Genomic DNA, 23208 nt, shown 5'->3' on the forward strand with positions numbered 1-23208 from the left:
AGCTTCCCGTTCGGCGCCAACGGCAACCGATCCAGCATCACCAACACCGACGGCACCATGAACTCCGGCAACCGCCCCGCCACAAAACGCCGCAGTTCCCGTGGCGACACTCCGGCGGTCAGGTCGACGTCGAGCTGGCCGAGGCTCTCGACGGTGCCGATGCCGCCCTCGCCCATGCCGACGGGCACGACATAGCCCACCAACTGCTTGACGCCGCGGCCCCTGCGCGTGACGACCACGGCCTGGGACACGCCGGGATGCGCGGTCAGCGCCGCCTCCACCTCACCCGGCTCGATACGGAAGCCGCGCACCTTCACCTGCGCGTCATCACGCCCCACATACACCAACCGCCCGTCGGCACTCCACCGCGCCAGGTCACCCGTGCGATACATGCGTGCACCCGCAGCTCCGTACGGATCCGCGACGAACCGATCCGCCGTCAGACCCGCACGACCGTGATACCCACGCGCCACATTCCCCGCGACATACAACTCACCCACCACACCCGGCGGCACCGGAACAAGCCCCGGACCCAGCACATACGCCCGCATGTTCCCCAACGGCGAACCAATCGGCGCACTGCCCGACCCGTCCCACTCCTCACCCGACGGCAACACGAACGCCGTCGCGTAGAAACTCTCCGTCTGGCCATAGCCGTTGACCACCCGCACGCCCGGGATGTCCTCGCGCACCCGCCGCACCAGCGAGGCGGGCAGCGCCTCGCCCGCGAAGACCACCGCGTCGACGCTGAGCTTTCCGCTGATCTGGTCGAGGAGCTCGGCGAAGACGGACGGCACGGTACTGACCACGCCACCGCTCCAGCCGTTCCGCTCCCCGATCACCAGCACATCGCGGACCACCTCGACGGTGCCGCCCGCGCACAGCGTGGTGAAGATCTCGAAGACCGACACGTCGAAGTTCACCGAGGTGCCCGCCAGCATCCGCGTTGTGGCGTCCACGCCGACCGACGACGCCAGCCGCAGCACGCCGTTCACCACATCGCGATGGGTGATCGTCACGCCCTTGGGCGTGCCGGTCGACCCGGAGGTGTACATCACGTACGCCGCGTTGTGCGGCCGCGGCGCCGTCGGACCGGTGTCCTCCGGGAGGGGTTCGCTCCCGATGCCGGTGACGAACAGCCGCGGAACGTCGGTCCCGGACAGCACGTCGGCCGACTCCGCGGCCGTCAGGACGAGGCCGGGCCGGGCGTCCGCCAGGATGTGGTCCAGGCGCGCACTCGGGTACTTCGGGTCGATCGGCAGATACGCGGCCCCGGCCTTCAGCACGCCCAGGAGCCCCACGACGAGGTCGGCCGTGCGCGGCAGCGCCACCGCGACCACCGACTCGGGACGCACTCCACGCCCCGCCAGGGCACGCGCGACCTGCTCCGCCCGCGCGTTCAGCTCCCCGTACGTCAGCGTCACGTCGTCCGACACCACCGCCACCGCGTCCGGGGTGGCGGCCGCCTGCTGCTCGAAGAGCGCGGGGACCGTCACCTCGGGCGTCGGCGCCGCCGTGTCGTTGAACTCACCTAACACCAGGGCCCGTTCGGCCGCGTCCAGCACGTCCACCGAACCGACCCGCATGCCCGGGTCGGCCACGAACGCCCGCACCACCCGCACGAAGCGGGCGGCGACGGCCTCCACGGTGCTCCGGTCGAACAGGTCGGTGGCGTACTCCAGGGTGCACCGCATGGACCGCTCGTCGGGGTCGATGCCGAAGTTGAACTCCAGGTCGAACTTGGCGGTCGCGGTGGGAACCGCCTCTAGGCGCGCCCGCACCTCGGGCAGGGCGACGTCGACGCGGGAGTCTCCCTGCCAGGTGAACATCACCTGGAACAGCGGGTGGTAGGCCGTGGAACGCTCCGGGTTCAGCGCCTCCACCAGCCGCTCGAAGGGGGCATCCTGGTTCTCGTACGCGCTCAGCGCCTTGTTCCGCACCCGCTGGAGCACCTGTTCCAGCGTCGGGTTCGCGGCCAGGTCGGTCCGCAGCACCCAGGTGTTGACGAAGAACCCGACCAGGTCCGCCAGCTCCGGGTCGGTGCGGCCCGCGATGGTGGAGCCCATCGTGATGTTCTCGCCGGCGCCCAGGTGGTGCAGCAGCACCGCGACGGCCGACTGCATCACCATCGACGCGGTCAGGCCGGGTATGCCCTGGTCGTCGGCCAGCTTCTGCACCGCGGCGAGGAGGTCCGGCGCGATCGTGAACTCCACGCTGTCGCCGCGGTGGCTGGCGGCGGACGGCCGCGGCCGGTCCGTGGGAAGCGGCAACTGCTCGGGGGCGCCCGCGAGTTCATCCTGCCAGTAGCGCAGCTGGGTGGCGAGGGCGCTGCCCGGGTCGGACTCGTCGCCCAGGAGTTCGCGTTGCCACAGGGTGTAGTCGACGTACTGCACCGACAGTTCCGGCCACTGCGGTGCGTCGCCCGTCAGGCGGGCCGTGTACGCGGCGGCCAGGTCGCGTGCCAGCGGCTCCATCGACTGGCCGTCGCTCGCGATGTGGTGCATCACCAGGACCAGCACGTGCTCGTCGGCGGCCCGGCGCAGCAGATGGGCCCGCACGGGGATCTCGGCCGAGAGGTCGAAGCGGTGGGCCACCGCTTCGGCGACCGCGCCGGCCAGGTCGTCCGGTGCCACGTCGGTCACGGGCACCGGGAGCCGGATCTGGTCCTCGGGCAGCACCCGCTGCCCGGGCACGCCCGCCTCGTCCTCGCCGAACACGGTGCGGAGACTCTCGTGCCGGACGACGACGTCGCGCACCGCCGAGGACAGCGCGGCCACGTCCAGGGAGCCGTTCAGGTGGAGTACGAAGGGAAGGTTGTAGGCCGCGGACGGGCCCTCGAAGCGGTCGATGAACCACAGGCGGCGCTGCGCGAAGGACAACGGGATCATTTAGTACTTGCTCCTATCCATCTTGCGCAGACGAGGTCGGCTCGACGCGGAGGAATCGTTCGCAGGGGCCGCGGAGGCGTCCTTCACCTTGCTCGACAGGTCGGTGATGCGGGGGGTGTCGAAAATCGCTCGCAGGGGCACCTCGGCCCCGAGCTCGGAACGGATTCTGCTGAGCAGGCGGGCCGCCAGGAGCGAATGGCCGCCCAGGGCGAAGAAGTCGTCGTCCATCCCCACCCGGTCCACGCCGAGGACCTCGGCGTACAGCCGGCAGAGGGTCTCCTCCTGCGGTGTCCGCGGCGCGCGGTACCGCCCGGCGGTGAACTCGGGTTCGGGCAGCGCGGCCCGGTCCAGCTTGCCGTTCGGCATCAGCGGCATCGCGTCCAGCGGTACGACGGCCGCGGGCACCATGAAGTCGGGCAGCCGCTCGGCGGCGAAACCGCGCAGTTCGCCGGGTGCGGTGGCGTCGGCTGCGGACGGCACGACATAGGCCACCAACTGCTCGGCCCGGCCCGTGCCGTGGCCGTCCCGGGCGATGACGACGGCCCGGTCGACCCCGGGATGTGCGGTCAGCACCGCCTCGACCTCGGCGGGCTCGACCCGGATGCCCCGGATCTTCACCTGCGCGTCGCCGCGCCCGGCGTACTCCAGCTCGCCCGCCGAGTTGAAGCGGGCCAGGTCACCGGTGCGGTACATCCGCGCGCCCGGCGGCCCGTACGGGTCGGCGACGAAGCGCTCGGCGGTCAGGGCGGTCCGGCCCCAGTAGCCGCGCCCCATCGACGCTCCGGCCACATACAGTTCGCCCGCCGCGCCCGGTGGCACGGGCAGCAGTCCGTCGCCCAGGACGTACACCCGGACGCCCGGCAGCGGCGTGCCGATCGGCGCGTTCGCCGTGACCTGCCACTCGTCCGCCCCGTCGACGGCGAGCGCGGTGGCGTAGAAGGTCTCGCTCTGGCCGTAGCCGTTGACCACCCGCACGCCGGGCAGCGCCTCCCGCACCCGCCGCACCAGGGAGGCGGGCAGCGCCTCACCGGCGAACACCACCGCGTCCGCGCTGATCTTGCTGCCCAACTGGTCGAGGAGTTCGGTGAACGCGGAGGGGACCGTGCTGATCACACCGCCCGACCAGCCGTCACCCTCGCCCAGGACCAGCACGTCCCGGACCACCTCGACCCTGCCGCCAGTGGACAGTGTCGTGAACAGCTCGAACACCGACACGTCGAAGTTGACCGACGTGCCCGCCAGCATCCGGTACCCCCGGGGGATCCCGAGGGCGGCCGCGAGGCCCGGGAGGCAGTTGACCACGTTGCGGTGGGTGATGGCCACGCCCTTCGGCGTCCCGGTGGACCCGGAGGTGTACATCACATACGCCACGTGGTCCGGCCGCAGGGGCCGCACCCGGTCCCCGTCACCGAGGCCGTGGCCCACTCCGCTCCCGCGGGCCGTGATCTCGTCGAGCCTGGCGCGGGGGGTGCCGTCGTCGGGGAGCACCGCCGTGCCGGTGGCGGGGTCCGTGAGCACCAGGACCGGGCGGGCGTCGCGGAGTATGTGCGCGAGGCGCCGGCTCGGGTACTCCGGGTCGATCGGCAGATAGCCGGCGCCGGACTTCAGCACGCCCAGGAGCGCGACGACCAGGTCCGCCGAGCGCGGCAGCGCCACCGCCACGACGGTCTCAGGACCGACCCCGCGCCCGGCCAGGCCGCGCGCGAGACGGTTCGCCCGCTCGTCGAGTTCGCGGTACGTCAGCGAGACCTCGCCGCACACCACCGCGACCGCGTCCGGCGTGGCGGCGGCCTGCCGCTCGAACACCTGCGGGACGGTCAGCCCGGGTTCCGGTGCCGTCGTGTCGTTGAACCGGCCGAGCAGCCGGTCCCGTTCGGCGCGCTCCAGCACGTCGACGGCGCCCACGCGATGGCCGGGATCCGCCGCCAGCTGATGCAGGATCCGGCCGAAGCGGGCACCGATACGGTCGACCTCGTCCCGGTCGAACACGCTCCGCTGGTACTGCAGCGACAGGCGCAGCCGGTCGGAGTCGGCGAGGGCCATCACGGTCAGCGGATAGTGCGTGGTGGCGAACGGGCGGATGCCGGTGACAGTGATGCCGGCGGCCCGGCTCGCCTCCTCGATGCCGGATCGGTCCAGGGGGAAGGACTCGAAGGCGACATAGGTGTCGAACAACGTGCTCAGGCCCGTGGCCCGCTGTGTGTCGGTGAGGGGGTGGTGATGGTGATCGAGGAGCGCGGCCTGCCGGTCCTGGAGCGCGGTCAGGAGCTCGGCGAGGGTGTCCCCCGGGGCGCACCGCACCCGTACCGGCACCGTGTTGAGGAACATGCCGACCATGGAGTCCACGCCGGTCACGGCGGGCGGGCGGCCGGAGACGGTGGCGCCGAACACCACGTCCTGGCGGCCGGTGAGTCTGGCGAGGAGGATCGCCCAGCTGCCCTGGACGACGGCGTTCACCGTGACGCCCAGCTCGGCCGCGCGGCGGGACAGAGCACGCGCGATGTCGGCGGGCAGCGGCACCTCCACCTGGCCGATGCCCGTGAGGCCCGTCCTGTGCCCGTCGGCGGGCGCGAGCAGGGTGGGCTCGTCCAGGCCGTCGAGTTCCGCGGCCCAGGCGGTGGCCGACGCCTCGTGGTCCTGTCGCGCCAGCCAGCCCAGGAAGTCCCGGTAGTCGCGAACGCGCGGCAGCCCTGCCGCGTCGCCGTCCGTGGCGTAGAGCCGCAGCAGACCCTGTGTCAGGAGCGGCAGCGACCAGCCGTCGAACAGCACGTGGTGGGCGGTCAGGACCAGTTCCGAACGGTCCGGGCCGAGCGTGACCAGGGAGAGCCGCAGCATCGGCGGGGTCGCGGAGTCGAAGTGGGTGTCCAGGTCCTCGGCGAGGAACCGCTCGAACGCGTCGTCCTGGCCGGGCCCGTCGAGATCGGACAGGTCGTGGTGGAGCCACGGCAGCGCGACCCCGTCGACCACCAGTTGGAGCTGGTCGCCGTTGTCGTCGGACACGAACGCGGTCCGCAGGGCGGTGTGCCGGTCGAGCATGGCCTGTCCGGCCGCGCGCATCCGGTCCGGGTCGACGGATCCGGACAGGTGCAGCGTGTACTGCACCTGATACGCGTCGAACGCGGAGTCGTTGAGGTGCGACTGGAAGAGCAGTCCCGACTGGAGCGCGGTCGGCGGCCAGATGTCGGTGAGCCCCGGATAGCGGCGTTCCCAGGTCTCGATGGAGCTCTGGGCAACGGTCACCAGGGGGACGTCCGACGGCGTCAGACCACCCGCGTCGGCACTCGCGGCATGCCGGGCGAGGCCGGTGAGGGCGTCGCACCACAGGTCGGCGAGCTCGCGCATCTCGTCGGAGGAGAGCACGCCCGCCGGGGCGCCGAAGACGGCGCCGAGCCGGGGGCCGTCCGGGGTGTCGGTGACGGTCGCGTTGATGTCCACTTCGCACAGCGCGGGCATCCGCGCGTCGTGCCCGGCGTCCAGCTCGGCCAGCTCCGCGAACTCGGCCAGTTCGGCGGTCTGGGTGAAGCCGAGTCCGCGCAGTTCGTCGGGCATGTCGGCGGCGGAGAACCGGCCGAGGTAGTTGAAGCCGATCTGGCCCATCGGATGGTCGCGGAGCACCTCGGCGGTCTGCGGGTTGAGATACCGCAGCAGGCCGTAGCCCATGCCCTTGTCGGGGAGGGCGAGCAGCTGTTCCTTGACCGCCTTGACCACGTCGCCGGCGGCCGGGCCGCCCGCGAAGGCGTCGTCGATGTCGGCTCCCGCGAGGTCCAGGCGCACCGGGAACACGCTGGTGAACCAGCCCACCGTGCGGGACAGGTCCGCGCCCGGTGCCACGCCTTCCTCACGGCCGTGCCCTTCGAGCCGGATCAGGGTCGACGGCTCCTCGACGCCGCGCCGGCGGCGCCACTGCGCGACGGCCAGGGCAAGTGCGGCCAGCAGGCCGTCGTTGACCCCGCCGCGGACGGCCGCGGGCAGTGCCGTCAGGGCGGCTTCGGTGACCGGTACCGGCAGCAGTACCCGCACCTTCTCCACGGTGGCCATCACGTCCACCGCGGGGTCCAGGCGCCGGGTGCCGAGGACCGGGTCGGGACCCGCCACCACCGACCGCCACAGCGGCAGTTCCGCCGCCCGTTCCGGGGCGGTGGCCGCGTCCATCAGGGCGTGTGCCCAGCGCCGTACCGACGTCGTCGCCGGTGCCGGGTCCGGGTCGCGCCCGGCCCGTACCCGCGCCCACGCCGCGGCGAAGTCGGGCATGAGGATCCGCCACGACACCCCGTCGATCACCATGTGGTGGAAGGCGACCAGGAGCCGGCCAGGACCGGCGGACGCCACGCCGGCGGTCGAGGCTGAAGTATCGGAGGCGGCCGCGGAGTCGGAGGCGGCGGGCCCGCCGTCCCCGCCGGTGGCCCGCGGGTCGAACCACACGAACTGCGCCACCGCACCCGCTGCCGGGTCCATTCTCCCGGCGGCCGCGTCGAGTTCGCGCAGCAGCAGGGGGCGCCAGGACTCCGCGTCCCAGTGACCGGAGCACTCGACGTGCCGGATCAGCGGATCCACGTCCACCGAGCCCGGCGGGGAGACGTGCAGGCCCATGCCCTCGCCCGACTGCTCGGGCGCGGTGTCGTCGCCGGTCACCAGGCGCGCGCGCAGCAGATCGTGCCCGCCGAGGACCGCGCCGAGCGTCGCGGCCAGGCCGACCCGGTCGATGCCGTCCGGCAGTTCGAGTACGACGGCCTGGATGAGCCGGTCAAAACCGGGGCCCCGTTCCAGGATCCACCGCGCCACCGGCATCAGCGGCATCCATCCGGTGCCGCCGCCCGCCATCTCGGCGAGTGCCGGCTCCGTGCCGGACCCGCGGCGTGCGGCAGCCTCGGCCAGGGCAGCCACGGACCGCTGCTCGAAGATCTCGCGCGAGCTGACCTGCGTGCCCTGTGCGCGGGCCCGCGACACGATCTGGATGGATTGGATGCTGTCGCCGCCCAGCGCGAAGAAGTCGTCGTCGATGCCGACCCTGTCGAGGCCGAGGACCTCGGCGAACAGCCCTGCGAGGAGCTCCTCGCCGGGCGTGCGCGGCGCCCGGTACTCGCCGCCGCCGAACTCCGGCTCCGGGAGCGCCGCCCGGTCCAGCTTCTCATTCGGGGTCAGCGGCAGCTTGTCGAGGACCATGAAGACCGACGGCACCATGTACTCGGGCAGGCGGCCCCCGACGAACCCGCGCAGGTCCCCCACCCGGAAGCCGGAGCCGATGGCGATGCTGCCGCCGGCCGGCCCCCAGCCGGCCGCGTCGGAGCCGACCGGGACGACGTACGCCACCAGTTGCTTGCTCCCGGCTCCGCCGGAGGTCTCACGGGTGATCACCGCCGCGTGCGCCACGCCGGGGTGGGAGAGGAGCACCGCCTCGATCTCGCCGGGCTCGATCCGGAAGCCCCGCATCTTCACCTGGGTGTCGACGCGCCCCTGGTACACCAGTTCGCCGCCGGAGGTCCGCATCACCACGTCGCCGGTCCGGTACATCCGCTCACCGACGCCGCCGTACGGGCAGGCCACGAAGCGCTCCGCGGACAGCGCAGGCCGGTTCAGATAGCCACGCGCCACCCCGACACCGGCCAGATACAGCTCACCGGCCGTCCCCGTCGGCACCGGGCGCAACTGGTCATCCAGTACATGGGCGCGCATGTTGTCCATGGAGCGCCCGATCGGGATGTTGTCGCCGACCGGCTCGGCGGGGTCCACCGCATGGCAGACGGCGAAGACCGTTGCCTCCGTGGGCCCGTAGCCATTGACGAACTGCGTGTGCGGGCAAGCCTCGACGGCGCGTCGGACGGCACGCGAGGTAAGGCGCTCGCCGCCGATCCACACGGCCTTCAGCCCGGCCAAGCAGCGCGGGTCCTCCTCGGCCAGAAGGTTGAACAGTGAGGTGGTCAGGAAGAGGGAGGTGACTCCGTAGTCACTCACCAGGCCGGCCAGCACCTCCGGGGTCAGGTCCCCGGAGGGGTCCACGACGACCGCGCCTCCGCTCAACAGCGGCACCCATAGTTCGTAGATCGAGGCGTCGAACGCCAGCGGAGAGTGCAGCAGTACCCTCTCGTGGGCACCACCGCGCCAGCAGCGGTCGAGCGCGAAACCCACCACGTCCCGGTGAGTGATGCCGATGCCCTTGGGTACCCCGGTCGAACCGGAGGTATAGATGACGTACGCGAGGTGATCCGGGTGCAGCGCCACGGCAGGATCCGGAGTGCTTTCATCCGCCTGCCGGGCAGGTACGGCCATGGTGTCCAGCTCGTCGAGCACGACGCTCGGGCAGCCGACAGAGGGCAGACTCGCGGCGGCGGCCGAGGTGGTGAGCAGCAGCACCGGCCGCACGTCGCGCAACATGAACTCCACGCGCTCGGCCGGATAATCCGGGTCCAGGGGGAGATATGTCCCCCCGGCCCTGAGCACCGCGAGGAGGACCGTCGCCAGTGCGGCTGAGCGGGGCAGGACCACCCCTACCACCGCTCCGGGACCCACGCCGCGCCGGACCAGTTCCCGCGCCAGCCGATCCGCCTCGTCGTCGAGCTCTCGGTAGGTCAATGACGTCCCGCCGGCCACCACCGCGACGGCGTCCGGAGTACGGGCAGCCTGTCGCGCAAACAATTCATAAATCGTCACATCAGGTACGGCAACTGCCGTCTCATTGAATTCATGCAGTAAGCGGCGTCGCTCCACTGAATCCAGCACGCTACGACCCCCAATTTCGATGAGTGAAACATGCGCACACCCTTCGACGGTTCCATCCGCAGCACAGCAGGGGCAAGGCGCCTAGAAGAAGGGTCAAGGCGCCCAGAAGATCGGCAAGGCGTGACTACTAGGACTCCGTTAGACGTTTCCGGCGAAGAGGTCGCGGAGGACGGGTCATGGGGTTGAGGCCGTGTCGGGCGGTGGAGAGGTGGGAGCGCACGAGGAGCCAGCGGTTGGCGCCTTCGAGGGTGCGCCAACCGCCGGAGACCTTCATCTGGGTTTTGGCCATGCGGATGTCCTACTCGGCCTGGTTGTTGGTGAAGGGCACCGTCAGGTCGTGCAGGAAGCGCAGGATGTCCTCGCGGCGGCGGTGCAGGCGGTCGACGAGCTGCCGGGCGAAGGTCTTCTTCGTTTTCGGTGGCGGGTCGGGGTTGGCGGAGCGTCCGACCCGGACCGCCCGGTCGAACTCGCCTTCCAGGGAAGCGATTTCGGTGCTGGTCAGAGCGTCTCGCCCCGCCTCGCGGGCGGTATGCGGGGCATCGTTGCCGACGGCGAGGGCGTCGATGGCGGCCTCCGCCCACTGCTAGCCGGTTGGATCGCCACGGTGGACGCCGTCCAGGTCGCGCAGGATATGCGCGTTGCGCAGCGCGCCGGCGATGCCGTAGCCGAGGTAGGAACTCCAGGCGTCGGTGACGGTGGCGCCGGTGAAGTGTGGCAGTACTCCGGCATCCGCCATGGCGGCCTTGCCGTGCCTGGCGTGTGCCTTGTACCAGGTCAGATGGGTGGTGCAGGCGACGTCCACCAGTGCAGCGAGGAACTGACGCGAATGCCGGACTCGTCGAAGTGCGCCACGGGAGCGGACTGCAGCAGCGCCACGACGCGTTCACTGAAGGGAACGAGCCGGGCAGCGGCTCGCAGCAGGGCGGTGTGGACGAAGCCCTCGGAGAGATTGGCGCCGTGCAGCGGCCAGTGCGTGCACACCCGGTCCGTACTGGGCCGGCGCCTTCACCCCGTGTGGATCCGCGGCGCGGGTGATGTGCCCGCAGGGGCAGCGGACCTTCAGCATCCGATGCTCGGTGACAGTCAGTCGCGGATCGGGCAGGTCGAAGACCTGCGAGACCGAGAACCCGACCGGTACGGCGTCCTGGGCCAGGCCAGGGCGTCTCGGCAGCCGCCGCACGCGGCGGGGCGATGCTCGATGACGGCATCGGGATCGGCAACCCGCTCGCGGAGGCTTACGGAACGGCGAATCCGAAGACGGCGGCTTCGAGGAGTCCTGGGCCAGGGCGGTTGCATGGAAGCATGCCTTACGTATGCATTCGTGTCCCGTCAGCGGGACACGAATGCCCTGCCCACACGGATACGCTGATACTCGGTATGCGTGGGCTGAGTCCGGCGTACTTGAATGGTTCGTCATGCCGGTCTACGTTGGCGGAGCGACCGCTGGAAATGCCAGCCTGCCCGGATGCGGATCGTTCTTAGGGCGGAAGATTACCGGTCGTAGATGCGAACAGCGCGCCGTGCAGCCATGCCAGCGGGAGAATTCCCTATGAGTAATCGTGAACACGAGATCTACGACGTAGTCGGCATTGGGTTCGGTCCGTCCAACCTGTCGCTCGCCATCGCCCTGGAAGAGTACGGGGCGAGTGGTCTGGAGAATGAGATCAGCAGCCTCTTCTTCGAGCGTCAGTCCTCCTTCGGCTGGCACCGCAACATGCTGCTGCCGTCGACGACCATGCAGATATCCTTTCTCAAGGACCTGGTTACCTTCCGCAATCCGATGTCGAGTTTCAGCTTCATCGCGTACCTGCACGCGTCGGGGCGGCTCCCCCGGTTCGTCAACAACCAGGATTTCTTTCCCACGCGCCAGGAGTTCCACCAGTACCTCGAGTGGGCGCAGGCACGGGTGGCCGACCGCATCGCATACGGCTCGGAAGTGACGTCGATCCGGCTGCCGTCGGGCGCCGTTCCGGAGCTGTCGGACCGTCTGCGACTGGAGGTGGCGGATGCCGCCGACCGGGTCAGCCGCGTGGTCGAGGCACGGAACGTGGTGATCTCGACGGGCCTGGTCCCGAGCATGCCCGAGGGGACCGACCGGGACGAACGGGTATGGCACAGCTCCGAGTTCCTGGAGAAGTACCGCCGGATGAACCCCGGGGATCTGCGTCGGGTGGCGGTGGTCGGGGCGGGCCAGAGCGCCGCCGAGATCGCCAGGTTTCTGTACGACGAGCTTCCGCACGCCGAAGTGTGTGCGGTCATCCCGTCCTACGGCTATTCCGTCGCGGACGACACCCCCTTCGCCAATCAGATCTTCGATCCGAGCGCCGTCGACGACCACTACTTCGGCACCGAGCAGACGCGGGAGGCGTTCTGGCGGTACCACCGCAACACGAACTACTCGGTCGTCGACGACGAGGTGATCCGGGATCTGTACCGCAGGTCGTACGACGACGACGTACGGGGGGTCAGGCGCCTCCAGGTCCTCAACCTGACGAGGGTCACCGGTGTGAAGCGCGCCGGCGCCGAGACCCGCGTCTCCCTCCAGGAGGGCTCCGACGGTGAGGTACGCGAACTCGACTTCGACTTACTCATCTGCGCGACCGGCTACAACGCGATGGAGCCCACAGGTCTGCTCGGCGCTCTCGACCGTCACTGCCTGCGCGACGAGGCGGGCCGGTACCGGGTGGAGCGGGACTACCGCATCGTCACCGCGCCTGAAATGCGGTGCGGCATCTATCTTCAGGGCGGTACCGAACACACCCACGGCCTGACCTCCTCGCTGCTGTCGAACATCGCAGTGCGAAGCGGCGAGATCGTCGACTCGATCGTCGCCCGGTGCGCGGGACAGAACGGCGAGAGCACAGTCCTCGCCGAGATCGGAGGCGACATCAGTTGAACGTCCGCAGAGCCCGTGATGCCCGGTCTCGCCCATGGCACTGATGATTCCTTGCATTGCGGAAAGGGAACCTTTCGATGAGTAGTCCGGTGGAAGAGCGGTGGATACGCCGCTACCGCGATGACGACGGGTACGAGACGAAGCTCGTCTGCTTCCCTGCCGCCGGCGCTGGGGCGAGCGCATATCGCACCTGGCCCGTGGGACTGCCTTCGGACATCGGCGTGCTCGCCGTCCGGTACCCGGGCCGGGAGGACCGGTTCGGCGATCCGTTCCCGGCCCGGCTGGAAGCCCTTGCGGACGACATCGCCGACGCGCTCGGCGAGCTGACGCGGCATCGGCTGGTGCTGTTCGGTCACAGCATGGGAGCTTCGTTGGCGCACGAGGTGGCGCTGCGCTTCCAGGAACGTGGGTGCCCGCCGGCCGCCTTGTGTGTGTCCGGTAGGCGGCCGACGCATGCGCTGGCCGGCCGGCAGATGATCTCCAGGACGGACGCAGAGATCATCGCGCATGTCGTGGGCTTCGACGCGAGCCGTGCCGCAGTCTTCGCTGACCCTGACCTGAGGGAGATCGTGCTCCCCGCGGTCCGCGCGGACTACCAATTGGTCGACGACTATTCCGGCGGCCGCCGACCTCCGCTCGACTGCCCTGTGTACGGCTATACCGGTGACAATGATTCCGAAGTGACCCCGGAGCAGATGCGCGGCTGGGCAGAATTGACACGCGGTACCTTCCGGCTCCGGGTGTTGCCCGGTGGCCACTTCTACCTCAGGGCCGAAGAGGCCACGCTGCTGGCGGACTTGAGTGACGTACTGGGCGACATCAAGTTCCGTACGAAGATCGTCTCATGACGCGTCCAATGCCATGGGAAAATCGTTCCGGTGCTGCGGGGAGTCGACGTATATGTGCCCGCAGCTATATGCGGCCATATGAACAGGATGAATCGCACTTTGAGTCACCCTCAGCGGGCACTCGTGGTAAGCTGATTCCCAGCGGTCAAATGCGGGATTTCAGCACCGTGTATTTGCAGGGTGTCTCACGGCCGATCTATCCTTTAGCCGCGGGCTGGGACCAGAAAAACTCGGTGGATTACTTCTGCTTGACTGTCGGATTCGAATCCAGTAATGCCTCATTGGCGAACTCACCTGCTGAGCGTCCTTGGCCTAGCGTCTCGTGACCCTGATTGCGGTTACTTCGAGTTGTTACTGATGAGTTTCTTCACGCTGGTCTGGACGAGCCGGACCTTGGCGAGGATCTCGTCGGCGGTGGGTCCAGGTGAAGGGTTTCGCGTTCTCGTTCCAGGAGTTGATATAGTCGCGGATCTGTTTGACCAGGACGTTGACGCTTGCGAACGTGCCGCGACGGATGGACTGCCGGGTGATGATCCCGAACCAGATCTCGATCTGGTTCAACCACGAGGACCCGACGGGGGTGAAATGGAAGTGGACGTGCGGGTTTTTCGCCAGCCACGCCTTCACGTCCGGGGTGGTGTGGGTGGAGAGGTTGTCCAGGACGGCGTGGATTTCCTTCCCCGCGTGCGGCTTGACGGCTTCCTTCATGAACGCCAGGAAGTTCGCGCCGTTCCGGTTCGGCTTGCACTCGCCCAGCACTTCACCGGTCGTGACGTTCAGCGCGGCGAACAGGTTCGTAGTGCCATGCCGCACATAGTCGTGGGTGCGCTTCTCCGTGGCCGCGAAAGTCACCGGCAGCACCGGCTGGGTCCGGTCCAGGGCCTGCACCTGCGTCTTCTCATCGACCGACAGCACCACGGCGCCACCGGGCGGGGCCAGGTACAGGCCGACGACATCGGCGACCTTCTCCGCGAACGCCGGGTCTTTCGAGATCTTGAAGGTGCCCGAGCGGTGCGGCTTCAGATTCTCCTCACGCCAGACGCGGGCGATGTAATGCCAAGACACCGAGATGCCCTCCCGCCGCTTCAAATGGTCCGCCAGCGTCCGCGTCGACCAGTGCGACAGACCCGATTCCGCCGGCGGCGACATCCGCGTCAAAGCGATCACCCGAGCCCGCACCCGCGGCGGCACCTGGGTACGCGGCCCGCCACGGCGCCTCTCCTCCAAACCAGCAAGGCCCCGCTCGGCATAACGGGCCTTGCAGCGATCCACCGTCAGCGGCGCCACACCGGCGAGTTCGGCGATGTCCTTGCGCCGCCGCCCCTCACCGGACCACAACACGATCCGTGCACGAAGCGCCACATCGGCCGGACCATCCCGCGACCCGGCCAACTCCCGTAGTTCCGCCATCTGTTCAGAGGAGAGATCCATATTGAACTCAACGAGCCAACCAGCCTCAGGTTCCACGAACAGGATCACGAGACACTAGGGATGGCAGATGGTAAGTAAATCGACAGCGCTGACTGTGCCCCGCCCGCTCCCCTCGTTATGGGGAGGGGCGGCAGATCCGCCGTGCCTGCTCGAGGCGCTCGCCATGACTGCGATGACACGGCCAGGAGACGTCGCGGTCCGCGATGAGGACCATGAGCTGACATACCGCGACCTGACCATATGGACCAGGAGCATCGCTGCGGTGCTGGTGGATCACGGAATCCGCCCGGGCGACCGGGTGGCGATCACCGGTCCGCGAAGTGCCGCGATCGTGGCGGCGATGCTCGCCACGGTGTACATCGGTGCCACGTATGTGCCGCTGGATGCCGGCTACCCGGTGCGGCGCCTTAAGCACATGAAGACCGACAGCGGTGCCAAGATGCTGCTGTTCGCTGACCAGGAGCCCGCGTTCGCGACCGGAGTGCAGTCCTTGCGCATACCGCCGGCACCCGGTTGGCTGACTGCGAGCACGCCCAGCGACGCGGCCATGCCGCGGCACTCATGTCAGGCGGACCTACCCATATACATCATCTACACCTCCGGGTCCACAGGCCTGCCCAAGGGGGTGGCGCTGCCGCACCGCTCCATCGACAACATGGCGGAATGGCAGCGGAGCCATTCGGTGCGGCCGGACCTGCGCACTGCCCAGTTCACGCCGCTCAACTTCGATGTGTGGTTCCAGGAAGTCCTCGGCACGCTGTGCGGCGGGGGAACGCTGGTGATCATGCCCGAGCCCCTACGCCGTGACGCGATCGCCCTGCTCGACTGGCTGGCGGACAATCGGATCGAGCGCCTGTTCCTGCCGTACGTGGCGCTGAACATGCTCACCGTTGCCGCTGCCGCCGCCGATTCACTCGACGATCTCGCCCTCCAAGAGGTGAACCTCGGCGGCGAGCAGCTCGTCTGCACCCCTGCCGTTAGAGACTTCTTCCGGCGCCTGCCGGGCTGCCGATTGAACATCCACTACGGCCAGAGCGAGTCCGCCATGGTCACCGCGCACACACTGACCGGGCCGCCGGAACACTGGCCGACGTTGCCGCCGATCGGGCGCCCGCTGCCGGGCTGCGAGGTGATCGTTGATCCGGTCGACCACGGCGAGCCGGCTGTGGGGGAGCTTCTGGTTACCGGCCTGCCCCTCTCGACCGGCTATCTCAACCAGCCCGGCCTCAACGCGGCGCGGTACATCCCACTGGACCTCACCCGTTACGGCCACAACCGGGCCTTCCGTACCGGAGACCTGGTGCGCGTCGAGGCCGACGTCATCTACTACGTCAACCGTGCCGACGACGAAGTGAAGGTCCGCGGAGTCCGGGTGAATCCGCTGGAGGTGGACGCCTGCCTGCTCGAGCAGCCAGGCGTCACGGAAGCGGTATGTGTTCCGATCGAGATCGCCGAGGGTTCCCGTCAACTGCGGGCCGCCGTCACTGTCGACGGAGGGAAAGCCGACTTTGACGTCGGCCGAGCGATGGCCGCCCTGACCGAGCTACTGCCCGGGCCATCGGTGCCCGTCTCCATCACGGTCCTGCCGGAACTGCCCCGTACACCGAGCGGCAAGGCGGACCGCAAGGCGGTCGCCCAGACGCTTGCGGGCATTCACCTGCAAGGCCATGAGCAGCCCGGCCGCTGACGCAGAGGAGCAACTTGGCCATGAGAGGTACGCCAACCCTCCTGGTCATCGACTACTACCACCCCGGCCGGCGGCCGGAAGCCCACATCGGCGACCTGGGCCTGGACGGTTTCGATTGCCGCTACCTGCTCAGTCACCTGTTGCCCGGCGAGACGAGGTGTTCGCACATGTATGCGATCTGACCAGGCGCTGCGGCTCGGCCGCCTGCGGTGCCGCGGCGATGCCATCTCCTCGGGTTTTTGTCGAAGGTGCGGACAAAACGCTAGCGCAGACAGGGGTTTGAAATGGAAGGCGACTTCGAGACGCAGACAGAACGTCGGCTCGCGATGATCTGGGCCGATGTCCTCAAGCTTGACAAGGTCGGGCGTGACCAGGATTTCTTCGGCCTTGGTGGGGACTCGCTGCTGGCCACCAAGGTGGTGCTGGAGGCCCGCCGCGTATGGAACATCGATTTCACGGTGCGCGTTCTGATCGACACTCCGGTCCTCGCCGACCTGGCCGAACGCATAGACCGGTGGGCCAACAAGGACACCGGGGCGCCCGCGACCCACGATCTGGCATGAATACGCCCGGGTTCCTGTAATGCTGCCCCAACTTGACTGTACGGCGGCCGTTGCAGCCTTCATACCCACGTATATCGACGAGATAGCGACACAGGATTCGGGGAGGTCCAGAATGCTAATTGAAAGCATCCCGATAAGGAGCAGCAACCAAGAGCGTAAGAAAGTTGTGCTTGTCGAGATTCCCACATACGAGAACATCCTGCCGCTTGCGTCTGGCTACATCCAGGCGTGCGCACAGGAAGACATCGAGGTGGGGGCGGCTCATACCTTCGAAATAGTCTCTTACCCGGTGACCGATGACCGGCACAAGCTACTGGAGGAACTGGCCGGAAAATATGCGCAAGTTTACATGTTCAGCTGTTACATATGGAACATGAAGCTGGTCAGCTGGCTGCTGAAGGAGTTGCGGGAGCGGCAGCCACACGCCCATTACCTGCTCGGCGGCCCGCAGGTGATGAATCACGCTGCAACCTACCTGGCGGATGCGCCGGAGAACGTCTACGTGTGCAACGGAGAGGGGGAGAGGACGTCCGTGGAGCTGCTCAGGCAGGTCAGCGCCCCAACGCCCGATCTGCACCAAGTCCCCGGTCTCAGCTTCTGGTCCGGCGGCGAGCTCGTCACCACGGAACCCGCGCCGCGGATTAGCAATCTCATGGAAATTCCTTCTCCGTTCCTCACGGGCGTCTTCGACGGCCGCGAGTTCAGTATGGGGATCTTGGAGACGAACCGGGGGTGCCCCTTCCGCTGCACCTTCTGCTACTGGGGCGCGGCCACCAACTCAAAGGTGATCAAGTTCGAGGAGGAGCGGATCCGGGCTGAGCTGGACTGGATCGCCGACAACGGGCTCTCCGGGCTCTTCATCGCCGACGCGAATTGGGGGCAGTCACCCCGTGATGTGGCGATGACCGAGCATATCGTGGAGCGCAAAAAGGAAGCCGGCTACCCGCTGGTCGTGTACATGGCAGCCACCAAGAACCGGCCGGAGCGCATGGCGCAGATCACCGAGATATTCGTGCGCGGCGACCTCATGGTGACTCAGCCCATCTCACTTCAGACGCTGAATCCTGAGTCGCTCAAGCTCGTGGATCGGGCCAACATTCACGAAGAGACTTTCGTCGAGCTGCAGCGTACGCTCAGGGAGAAGCAGATCAGTTCCTATGTGGAACTGATCTGGCCCCTTCCGGGGGAGACTTTCGAGTCGTTCAAAGACGGGTTGACGAAGCTGTCCCGGTCCTACGCCGACACCGTTATCGTCTATCCGCAGCTTCTCCTGCACAACACTCCCATGTACAACCAGGTGGAACTCTACGGCCTGACAACGGAGCCCGTGCCGAGCGACGTGTCTGAGGCGGAGGTCGTGGTCGCCACGAACTGGGTGTCAAAGGAAGAATGCCGCGATGCGTACTGGCTGTATAATGCAATGCACACCATCTACAACATGCGCGGCCTGTTCCTGCTCTCCGGCTATCTCGATGCGGCCGGCATCATCTCCTACGGCGATTTGTTTGCCAGCGTCGCGCGTTACTTCCAGCGTCGGACAGACTCTGAGGTGCTCCGGCTCATCACCGAGTCTTTGGCCAACCTGACCAACTATGACGTGCTCCTCAGCGGAAAGATCGGCCACATGATCCTCAGCACCCATCGTGAGGAATTCGACATGGTGCTGGCCGACTACGTCACATCCCAGGAGTGGTGGTCGGACCCGATGGCCCGGCAGGCGTTCGAGATGGATCTCATCGCACGGCCCTATATCTACCGCGAAGCGGTGAGTGCGCCGGACTACGAGTTCACGGAGATCACCGTGCACGGCCTGGGCGATGCCGAAACTTTCATCGTGGAGGTCTCCACGGAGCTGGCTCGGCTGCTGACGGAGCGCGAGATGCTCGACGCCGACGCGCAGGGCGACGCCGAATCCGGACGGGTCATGCTGCGCGTCAACCATCATGCTCGGCAGAAGATGCCCTACATGCCGCAGCGAAGCCTTGAGCACAACGCCAACTACTGCCACGGCACCGTACTGCGCTTCCGTGAGATCCTGCCCTTCGTCGAGGTTCACTCACCCCACACCGTGCAGGCTCCGGCCGCTGATTGACTGGCCCCGTGGTGACCGTCGGGGCCTGTCGATGAATCACTTCCTGGCACCCACCGTGATGGGCAGAACGACTGCGGATTCAACTTGCTGGTCCTTGGGGACTTCTTGCTCGCCGACAACGACGGTGTCGTGACTTGCTACCGCCTTCCTTCTGAGAGTGCGAGATGTGGCGTTCTGCCGGTCTTGTCATCGCTCGATGGTGTGATGTTGGGGCGGTGACGTCTGCGGCGTGCGCAGAAGCAGAAGGGGAGACAGAGATGTCCGTTCGTCCCGACCGGTCCCGTCCCGTAGACCGGCGAGTCCGTGTGCAGGGCCAACCCGTCGACTCCTTTCCCGCTCTGCCACCGGAGGCGGAACAAGGGGCTTCACCCTTGATCGTGGACACCCTGATCATTGGATCGTAAAGATCCGAAGGACAGGAGTTCCCGTTGGGGACGTCGAAGTACTCGCCTGAGTTCCGGGCCGACGCCGTCGCGCTGTACCGGGCCACCCCCGGTGGCACCTACGCCTCGGTGGCCAAGGACCTGGGTGTCCTGCGCACCTGGGTGCGGGACGCCGAGCAGGCCGCCCGGCCCGGTGCCGGCGAGGCCGGCGCGATCGAGAAGGAGAACCGGCAGCTGCGGGCGCGAGTGAAGGAACTCGAGCTCGAGCGGGAGATCCTGCGGAGGGCCGCGAAGTATTTTGCGGCGGAGACCAGCTGGTGAGCAGCCGCTTCCAGTTCGTTGACGATCATCGTGGCGCCTTCGGCGTCAACCGGCTGTGCCGGATGCTGCATCTCTCGCGGTCCGGGTTCTACCGGTGGCTGGCCGGCGCGGACGCGCGGGCTGAGCGGGTCCGGGCAGATGCCGACCTCGCCGAGCGGATCACCGCCATCCACGTCGAGTCCGACGGGACTTACGGCGCCCCGCGGGTCACCGCCGAGCTTCGCGACGCCGGAGTACAGGTCAATCACAAACGCGTAGCCTGGGTCATGCGTGCGCGGGGCATCGTCGGCTTCCACCTGCGCAAGAAGGTCCGCACCACCATCCCCGAGCCGTCGGCGACACCGGTTCCCGACCTGCTGCGGCGCGACTTCACCGCGAAGACACCGAACACGAGGTACGTGGGCGACATAACCTATCTCCCCGTCGGGAACGGCCAATTCCTGTATCTGGCAACGGTGTTGGACCTGTGCTCGAAACGCCTGGCGGGCTGGTCGATCGCCGACCACATGCGCACCGGGCTGGTCACCGACGCTCTGAAGGCCGCGGCGGCGGCGCGGGGTGCCGGCGGCCTGCGCGGAGCGATCTTCCACAGCGACAACGGGGCGCAACCCGGACTCAATCGGTCGTTGCAACACCGGCTTCTTGAGTCAAGAGTAGGTGGTCGTTGAGGGCTTCGGCGGGTGTCTTCCATCCGAGGGTCTTGCGGGGACGGTTGTTGAGGGCGAGGGCAACGGCTGCGAGTTCGTCGGCCTGCCACCGGGACAGGTCCGTGCCCTTGGGAAAGTACTGTCGCAGCAATCCGTTCGTGTTCTCGTTCGTGCCACGTTGCCAAGGGCTGTGCGGATCGGCGAAGTAGACCTGCAGCCCAGTGTCGATACGGAGCTGGGCATGCTGGGCCAGTTCCTTGCCGCGGTCCCAGGTCAGCGGGCGGCGGAGCTGTCCGGGCAGCGTGGTGATCGTGGCAGCGATCGCGTCCTTGACGGCCTCAGCTCCCAGACCGGCCAGCGCGGGCCCGTTCTTCACCCGCGGCTCGATACCGAAACCCTCCATCCGGGGGAGGTGCAGGAGCATGGTGAACCGTGTCGTTCGCTCGACCAGCGTGCCGATCGCGGACTTATCGGTGCCGATGATGAGGTCACCCTCCCAATGTCCGGGCACTGCCCGGTCCTCGGCCTCGGCCGGCCGTTGGCTGATCATCACCTCGGGGGTAACGTGCCCATTCGCCCGCCGTCGAGTACGGGCGCGAGGAACCCGCAACGCCCGCCCGGTGCGCAAGCAGGCGACCAGCTCGCGCTTGAGTGCCCCGCGCCCTTGGACATAGAGGGCCTGATAGATCGCCTCGTGCGAGATGCGCATGGAGTCATCATCGGGGAAGTCGACCTGCAGTCGGTTCGAGATCTGCTCCGGGCTCCAGGCGGTCGCCCATCGCCGGTCCTGGCGGCGTGGCTTGTTGCGTCCCTTCCACGGTGTCGCCGCGGGCCCCACCACCGTTGTCCCGTCCGCGCGTCGGACCTGGCCCGATAGCCGTTCCTGCACGTAACCGCGCAACCGGTCGTTCTCGACCAGCTTGGCCGTCTTGGGACGTTGTGCCATCAGCTCGGCCTTCCACTGCGCGACGGACGCTCGATAGTCGAGCTTGCCTCCGCGGTGGCCGCGTTGCGGCGCAGCTCCCGGGAGATGGTCGAAGGATGGCGGCCGAGCCGACGGGCGATCTCTCTCACCCCGGCGTCCTGAGCCTTCAGTAGGGCGATCTCTTCACGCTCGTCAAACGACAGGTAGCGGCCCGAGACCGGGATGCGCAGGAACGTCGGCATGCCGCCACGCTCCCGGAACCAACGACTGCCGGCCGCCTGCGACGCGCCGACCGCGATCGCGGCATCCTCGCTGGTAAGCCCTTTGCCGATCTCACGCCAGAACAACCGCTCCGCGTCGCGTCGCAGCGACGGCTTGCCCGGCGACTTCATCGGTGACCTACCGGTCAACTCCGTCATCCAACCCGCTGGCCTGCCCACCAACACCTCCATGAACGAGGTGTTGCGACGACCAGTTGAATCCACCCAATACTCCTCGAAGGAGTTCGCCCAGGTCTGCACGGACCTCGGCGTGATCAGATCGCGCGGCGCGGTGGGCACGAGCGCGGACAACGCCGCCGCCGAGTCGTTCAACGCGACCATGAAACGCGAAACGCTCCAGGGAAGGAAACACTGGCCAGGAGCCCGCGCAGCCCGCCTCGCGGTCTTCCGATGGGCGACCCGCTACAACACCAGAAGGAGGCACTCCAGCATCGGTCAGATCAGCCCGAACTCCTTCGAACAACGATCAGTTACGCTGACCACCGCCGCATGACAACCGGTGTCCACGATCTTGGGTCAAGGCCCGACTCACCACACAGACCCTGCCTCGAACTTGGGTGAGCGCACGACCGTGCTGCGGTCCCCTGCGGGATGCTCACGCCGAACGGGCCCGGCCTCCTGCTGCATTTTCCGTGCTCTCCGCCGCCGCGACAGCATGCCTTAGCGTGTGCGGGATGAGGATGCTGATCATTGGTGGCAGCGGGTTCTTAGGGACGGAGCTGCTGCGCCAAGCGCAAGTACAGGGTTGGGAGGCGGATGCTACGTTCCACTCCCGCCCCAGTGCCGCGCAGACCGACGCCTGGCACCAGCTTGACGTCCGTGATCCCGCACAGGTGGAAGCGCTCCTGGTTACGGTGGCACCTCGCGCGGTGATCAACGTGACAAGCGGCGGTGCGGACTGGGCGATCACTGCGGACGGCTCCATCCACATCGCCATGGCCACCGCGAAGCTCGGAATCCGCCTGGTACACGCCTCCTCTGATGCCGTGTTCTCCGGCATCGGCAAGGCCCATTACGACGAGACCTGCACCCCAGACCCGATCACCCCGTACGGGGCCGCTAAGGCCGCCGCTGAGACCGCTGTGCGACTGCTGTGCCCGGACGGCATTGTCGTCCGCACCTCTCTGATCATCGGCGACGGAGGATCCCACCACGAACGGGTGGTGCACGAGCTGGCTGCCAACCAGCGGGAGGGAGCCCTGTTCACGGACGACATTCGCTGCCCCGTCCACGTCGCCGATCTTGCGGCCGGTTTGTGGAAGCTCGCGGCCTCGAACGAGGCAGGCGTCTTCCACCTCGCCGGCACCGACGCCCTCAGCCGCTACTCGCTGGGCGTGCTCATCGCCCGCCGCGACGGCATCGCACCCTCCTTGCTGCCCGCGGGCCGTCGGGCGGACACCCGGCTACCGGGGGCACTGGACGTACGCCTCGACAGCCGCGCCGCGCAATACCGGCTGGGCATCAGGCTCCGCGGCGCCAGGGACTTCCTCCATACGAGGTAACACCCCCTGGCCGACCCCAGCCAGTCC

The 23208-nt window shown here is 67.9% G+C and carries 14 protein-coding genes and 3 pseudogenes; 9 read left to right on the forward strand and 8 right to left on the reverse strand.

Annotated elements, in window-relative coordinates:
- The 6 genes from ABT063_RS18630 to ABT063_RS18655 form a co-directional block, all read right to left on the reverse strand.
- A partial coding sequence (locus tag ABT063_RS18630; RefSeq protein WP_351058443.1) for a non-ribosomal peptide synthetase occupies nt 1-2888 on the reverse strand: 2888 nt, incomplete at its 3' end.
- Complete coding sequence (locus ABT063_RS18635; protein ID WP_351058444.1) at nt 2889-9521, reverse strand: non-ribosomal peptide synthetase; 6633 nt, start codon at nt 9519-9521, stop codon at nt 2889-2891. It lies immediately after the preceding gene.
- A gap of 382 nt (nt 9522-9903) precedes the next feature.
- A complete protein-coding gene (locus ABT063_RS18640; protein ID WP_351058588.1) occupies nt 9904-10170 on the reverse strand; it encodes an IS66 family transposase in 267 nt (88 codons plus the stop codon).
- Between the two features lie 18 nt (nt 10171-10188).
- Entirely contained in the window at nt 10189-10407 is a 219-nt protein-coding gene (locus tag ABT063_RS18645) for a transposase (RefSeq protein WP_351058445.1), read from the reverse strand.
- Nucleotides 10380-10586 (reverse strand): IS66 family transposase, encoded by a 207-nt coding sequence (locus tag ABT063_RS18650; RefSeq protein ID WP_351058446.1) that lies wholly within the window; start codon nt 10584-10586, stop codon nt 10380-10382. The genes ABT063_RS18645 and ABT063_RS18650 overlap by 28 nt, the downstream gene beginning before the upstream one ends.
- Entirely contained in the window at nt 10489-11022 is a 534-nt protein-coding gene (locus ABT063_RS18655) for an IS66 family transposase zinc-finger binding domain-containing protein (RefSeq protein ID WP_351058447.1), read from the reverse strand. Before ABT063_RS18655 ends, ABT063_RS18650 begins: the two co-directional genes overlap by 98 nt.
- A gap of 132 nt (nt 11023-11154) precedes the next feature.
- Between ABT063_RS18655 and ABT063_RS18660 the strand changes: the two genes are divergently transcribed.
- The gene (locus ABT063_RS18660) at nt 11155-12501 is read left to right on the forward strand and encodes a lysine N(6)-hydroxylase/L-ornithine N(5)-oxygenase family protein (RefSeq protein ID WP_351058448.1); all 1347 of its coding nucleotides are present in this window, start codon (nt 11155-11157) and stop codon (nt 12499-12501) included.
- Between the two features lie 77 nt (nt 12502-12578).
- Nucleotides 12579-13349 (forward strand): thioesterase II family protein, encoded by a 771-nt coding sequence (locus tag ABT063_RS18665; protein ID WP_351058449.1) that lies wholly within the window; start codon nt 12579-12581, stop codon nt 13347-13349.
- A 351-nt stretch (nt 13350-13700) separates the two neighbouring features.
- Here the strand turns inward: ABT063_RS18665 and ABT063_RS18670 are convergent, their stop codons facing one another.
- Nucleotides 13701-14828, reverse strand: a complete 1128-nt coding sequence (locus ABT063_RS18670; protein ID WP_351058450.1) for an IS630 family transposase — start codon at nt 14826-14828, stop codon at nt 13701-13703.
- Between the two features lie 124 nt (nt 14829-14952).
- On the opposite strand from ABT063_RS18670, the gene ABT063_RS18675 reads away from it, so the two are divergent.
- The 5 genes and pseudogenes from ABT063_RS18675 to ABT063_RS18695 form a co-directional block, all read left to right on the forward strand.
- Nucleotides 14953-16467: an AMP-binding protein gene (locus tag ABT063_RS18675; RefSeq protein ID WP_351058589.1), complete on the forward strand. Its 1515-nt coding sequence runs from the start codon at nt 14953-14955 to the stop codon at nt 16465-16467.
- A gap of 20 nt (nt 16468-16487) precedes the next feature.
- Nucleotides 16488-16649, forward strand: a complete 162-nt coding sequence (locus ABT063_RS18680) for a hypothetical protein (protein ID WP_351058452.1) — start codon at nt 16488-16490, stop codon at nt 16647-16649.
- A gap of 102 nt (nt 16650-16751) precedes the next feature.
- On the forward strand, nt 16752-17030 hold the full coding sequence (locus tag ABT063_RS18685) for a phosphopantetheine-binding protein (protein ID WP_351058453.1): 279 nt from the start codon (nt 16752-16754) through the stop codon (nt 17028-17030).
- A 166-nt stretch (nt 17031-17196) separates the two neighbouring features.
- Nucleotides 17197-19122 (forward strand): B12-binding domain-containing radical SAM protein, encoded by a 1926-nt coding sequence (locus tag ABT063_RS18690; RefSeq protein ID WP_351058454.1) that lies wholly within the window; start codon nt 17197-17199, stop codon nt 19120-19122.
- 428 nt (nt 19123-19550) lie between these two features.
- Nucleotides 19551-20434, forward strand: a pseudogene (locus tag ABT063_RS18695) (IS3 family transposase); the annotation flags it as partial.
- A gap of 7 nt (nt 20435-20441) precedes the next feature.
- On the opposite strand, the pseudogene ABT063_RS18700 reads toward ABT063_RS18695, so the two are convergent.
- Nucleotides 20442-21817: pseudogene (locus ABT063_RS18700) on the reverse strand (IS30 family transposase).
- Nucleotides 21818-21884: 67 nt separating this feature from the next.
- Here ABT063_RS18700 and ABT063_RS18705 point away from each other — a divergent pair.
- Both ABT063_RS18705 and ABT063_RS18710 read left to right on the forward strand, forming a co-directional pair.
- Nucleotides 21885-22172: pseudogene (locus ABT063_RS18705) on the forward strand (integrase core domain-containing protein); the annotation flags it as partial.
- A gap of 181 nt (nt 22173-22353) precedes the next feature.
- A complete protein-coding gene (locus ABT063_RS18710; protein WP_351058455.1) occupies nt 22354-23181 on the forward strand; it encodes an SDR family oxidoreductase in 828 nt (275 codons plus the stop codon).
- The last annotated feature ends 27 nt before the right edge of the window (nt 23182-23208 follow it).

The organism is Streptomyces sp. NPDC002838, assembly GCF_040295365.1.
Classification (GTDB): Bacteria; Actinomycetota; Actinomycetes; order Streptomycetales; family Streptomycetaceae; genus Streptomyces.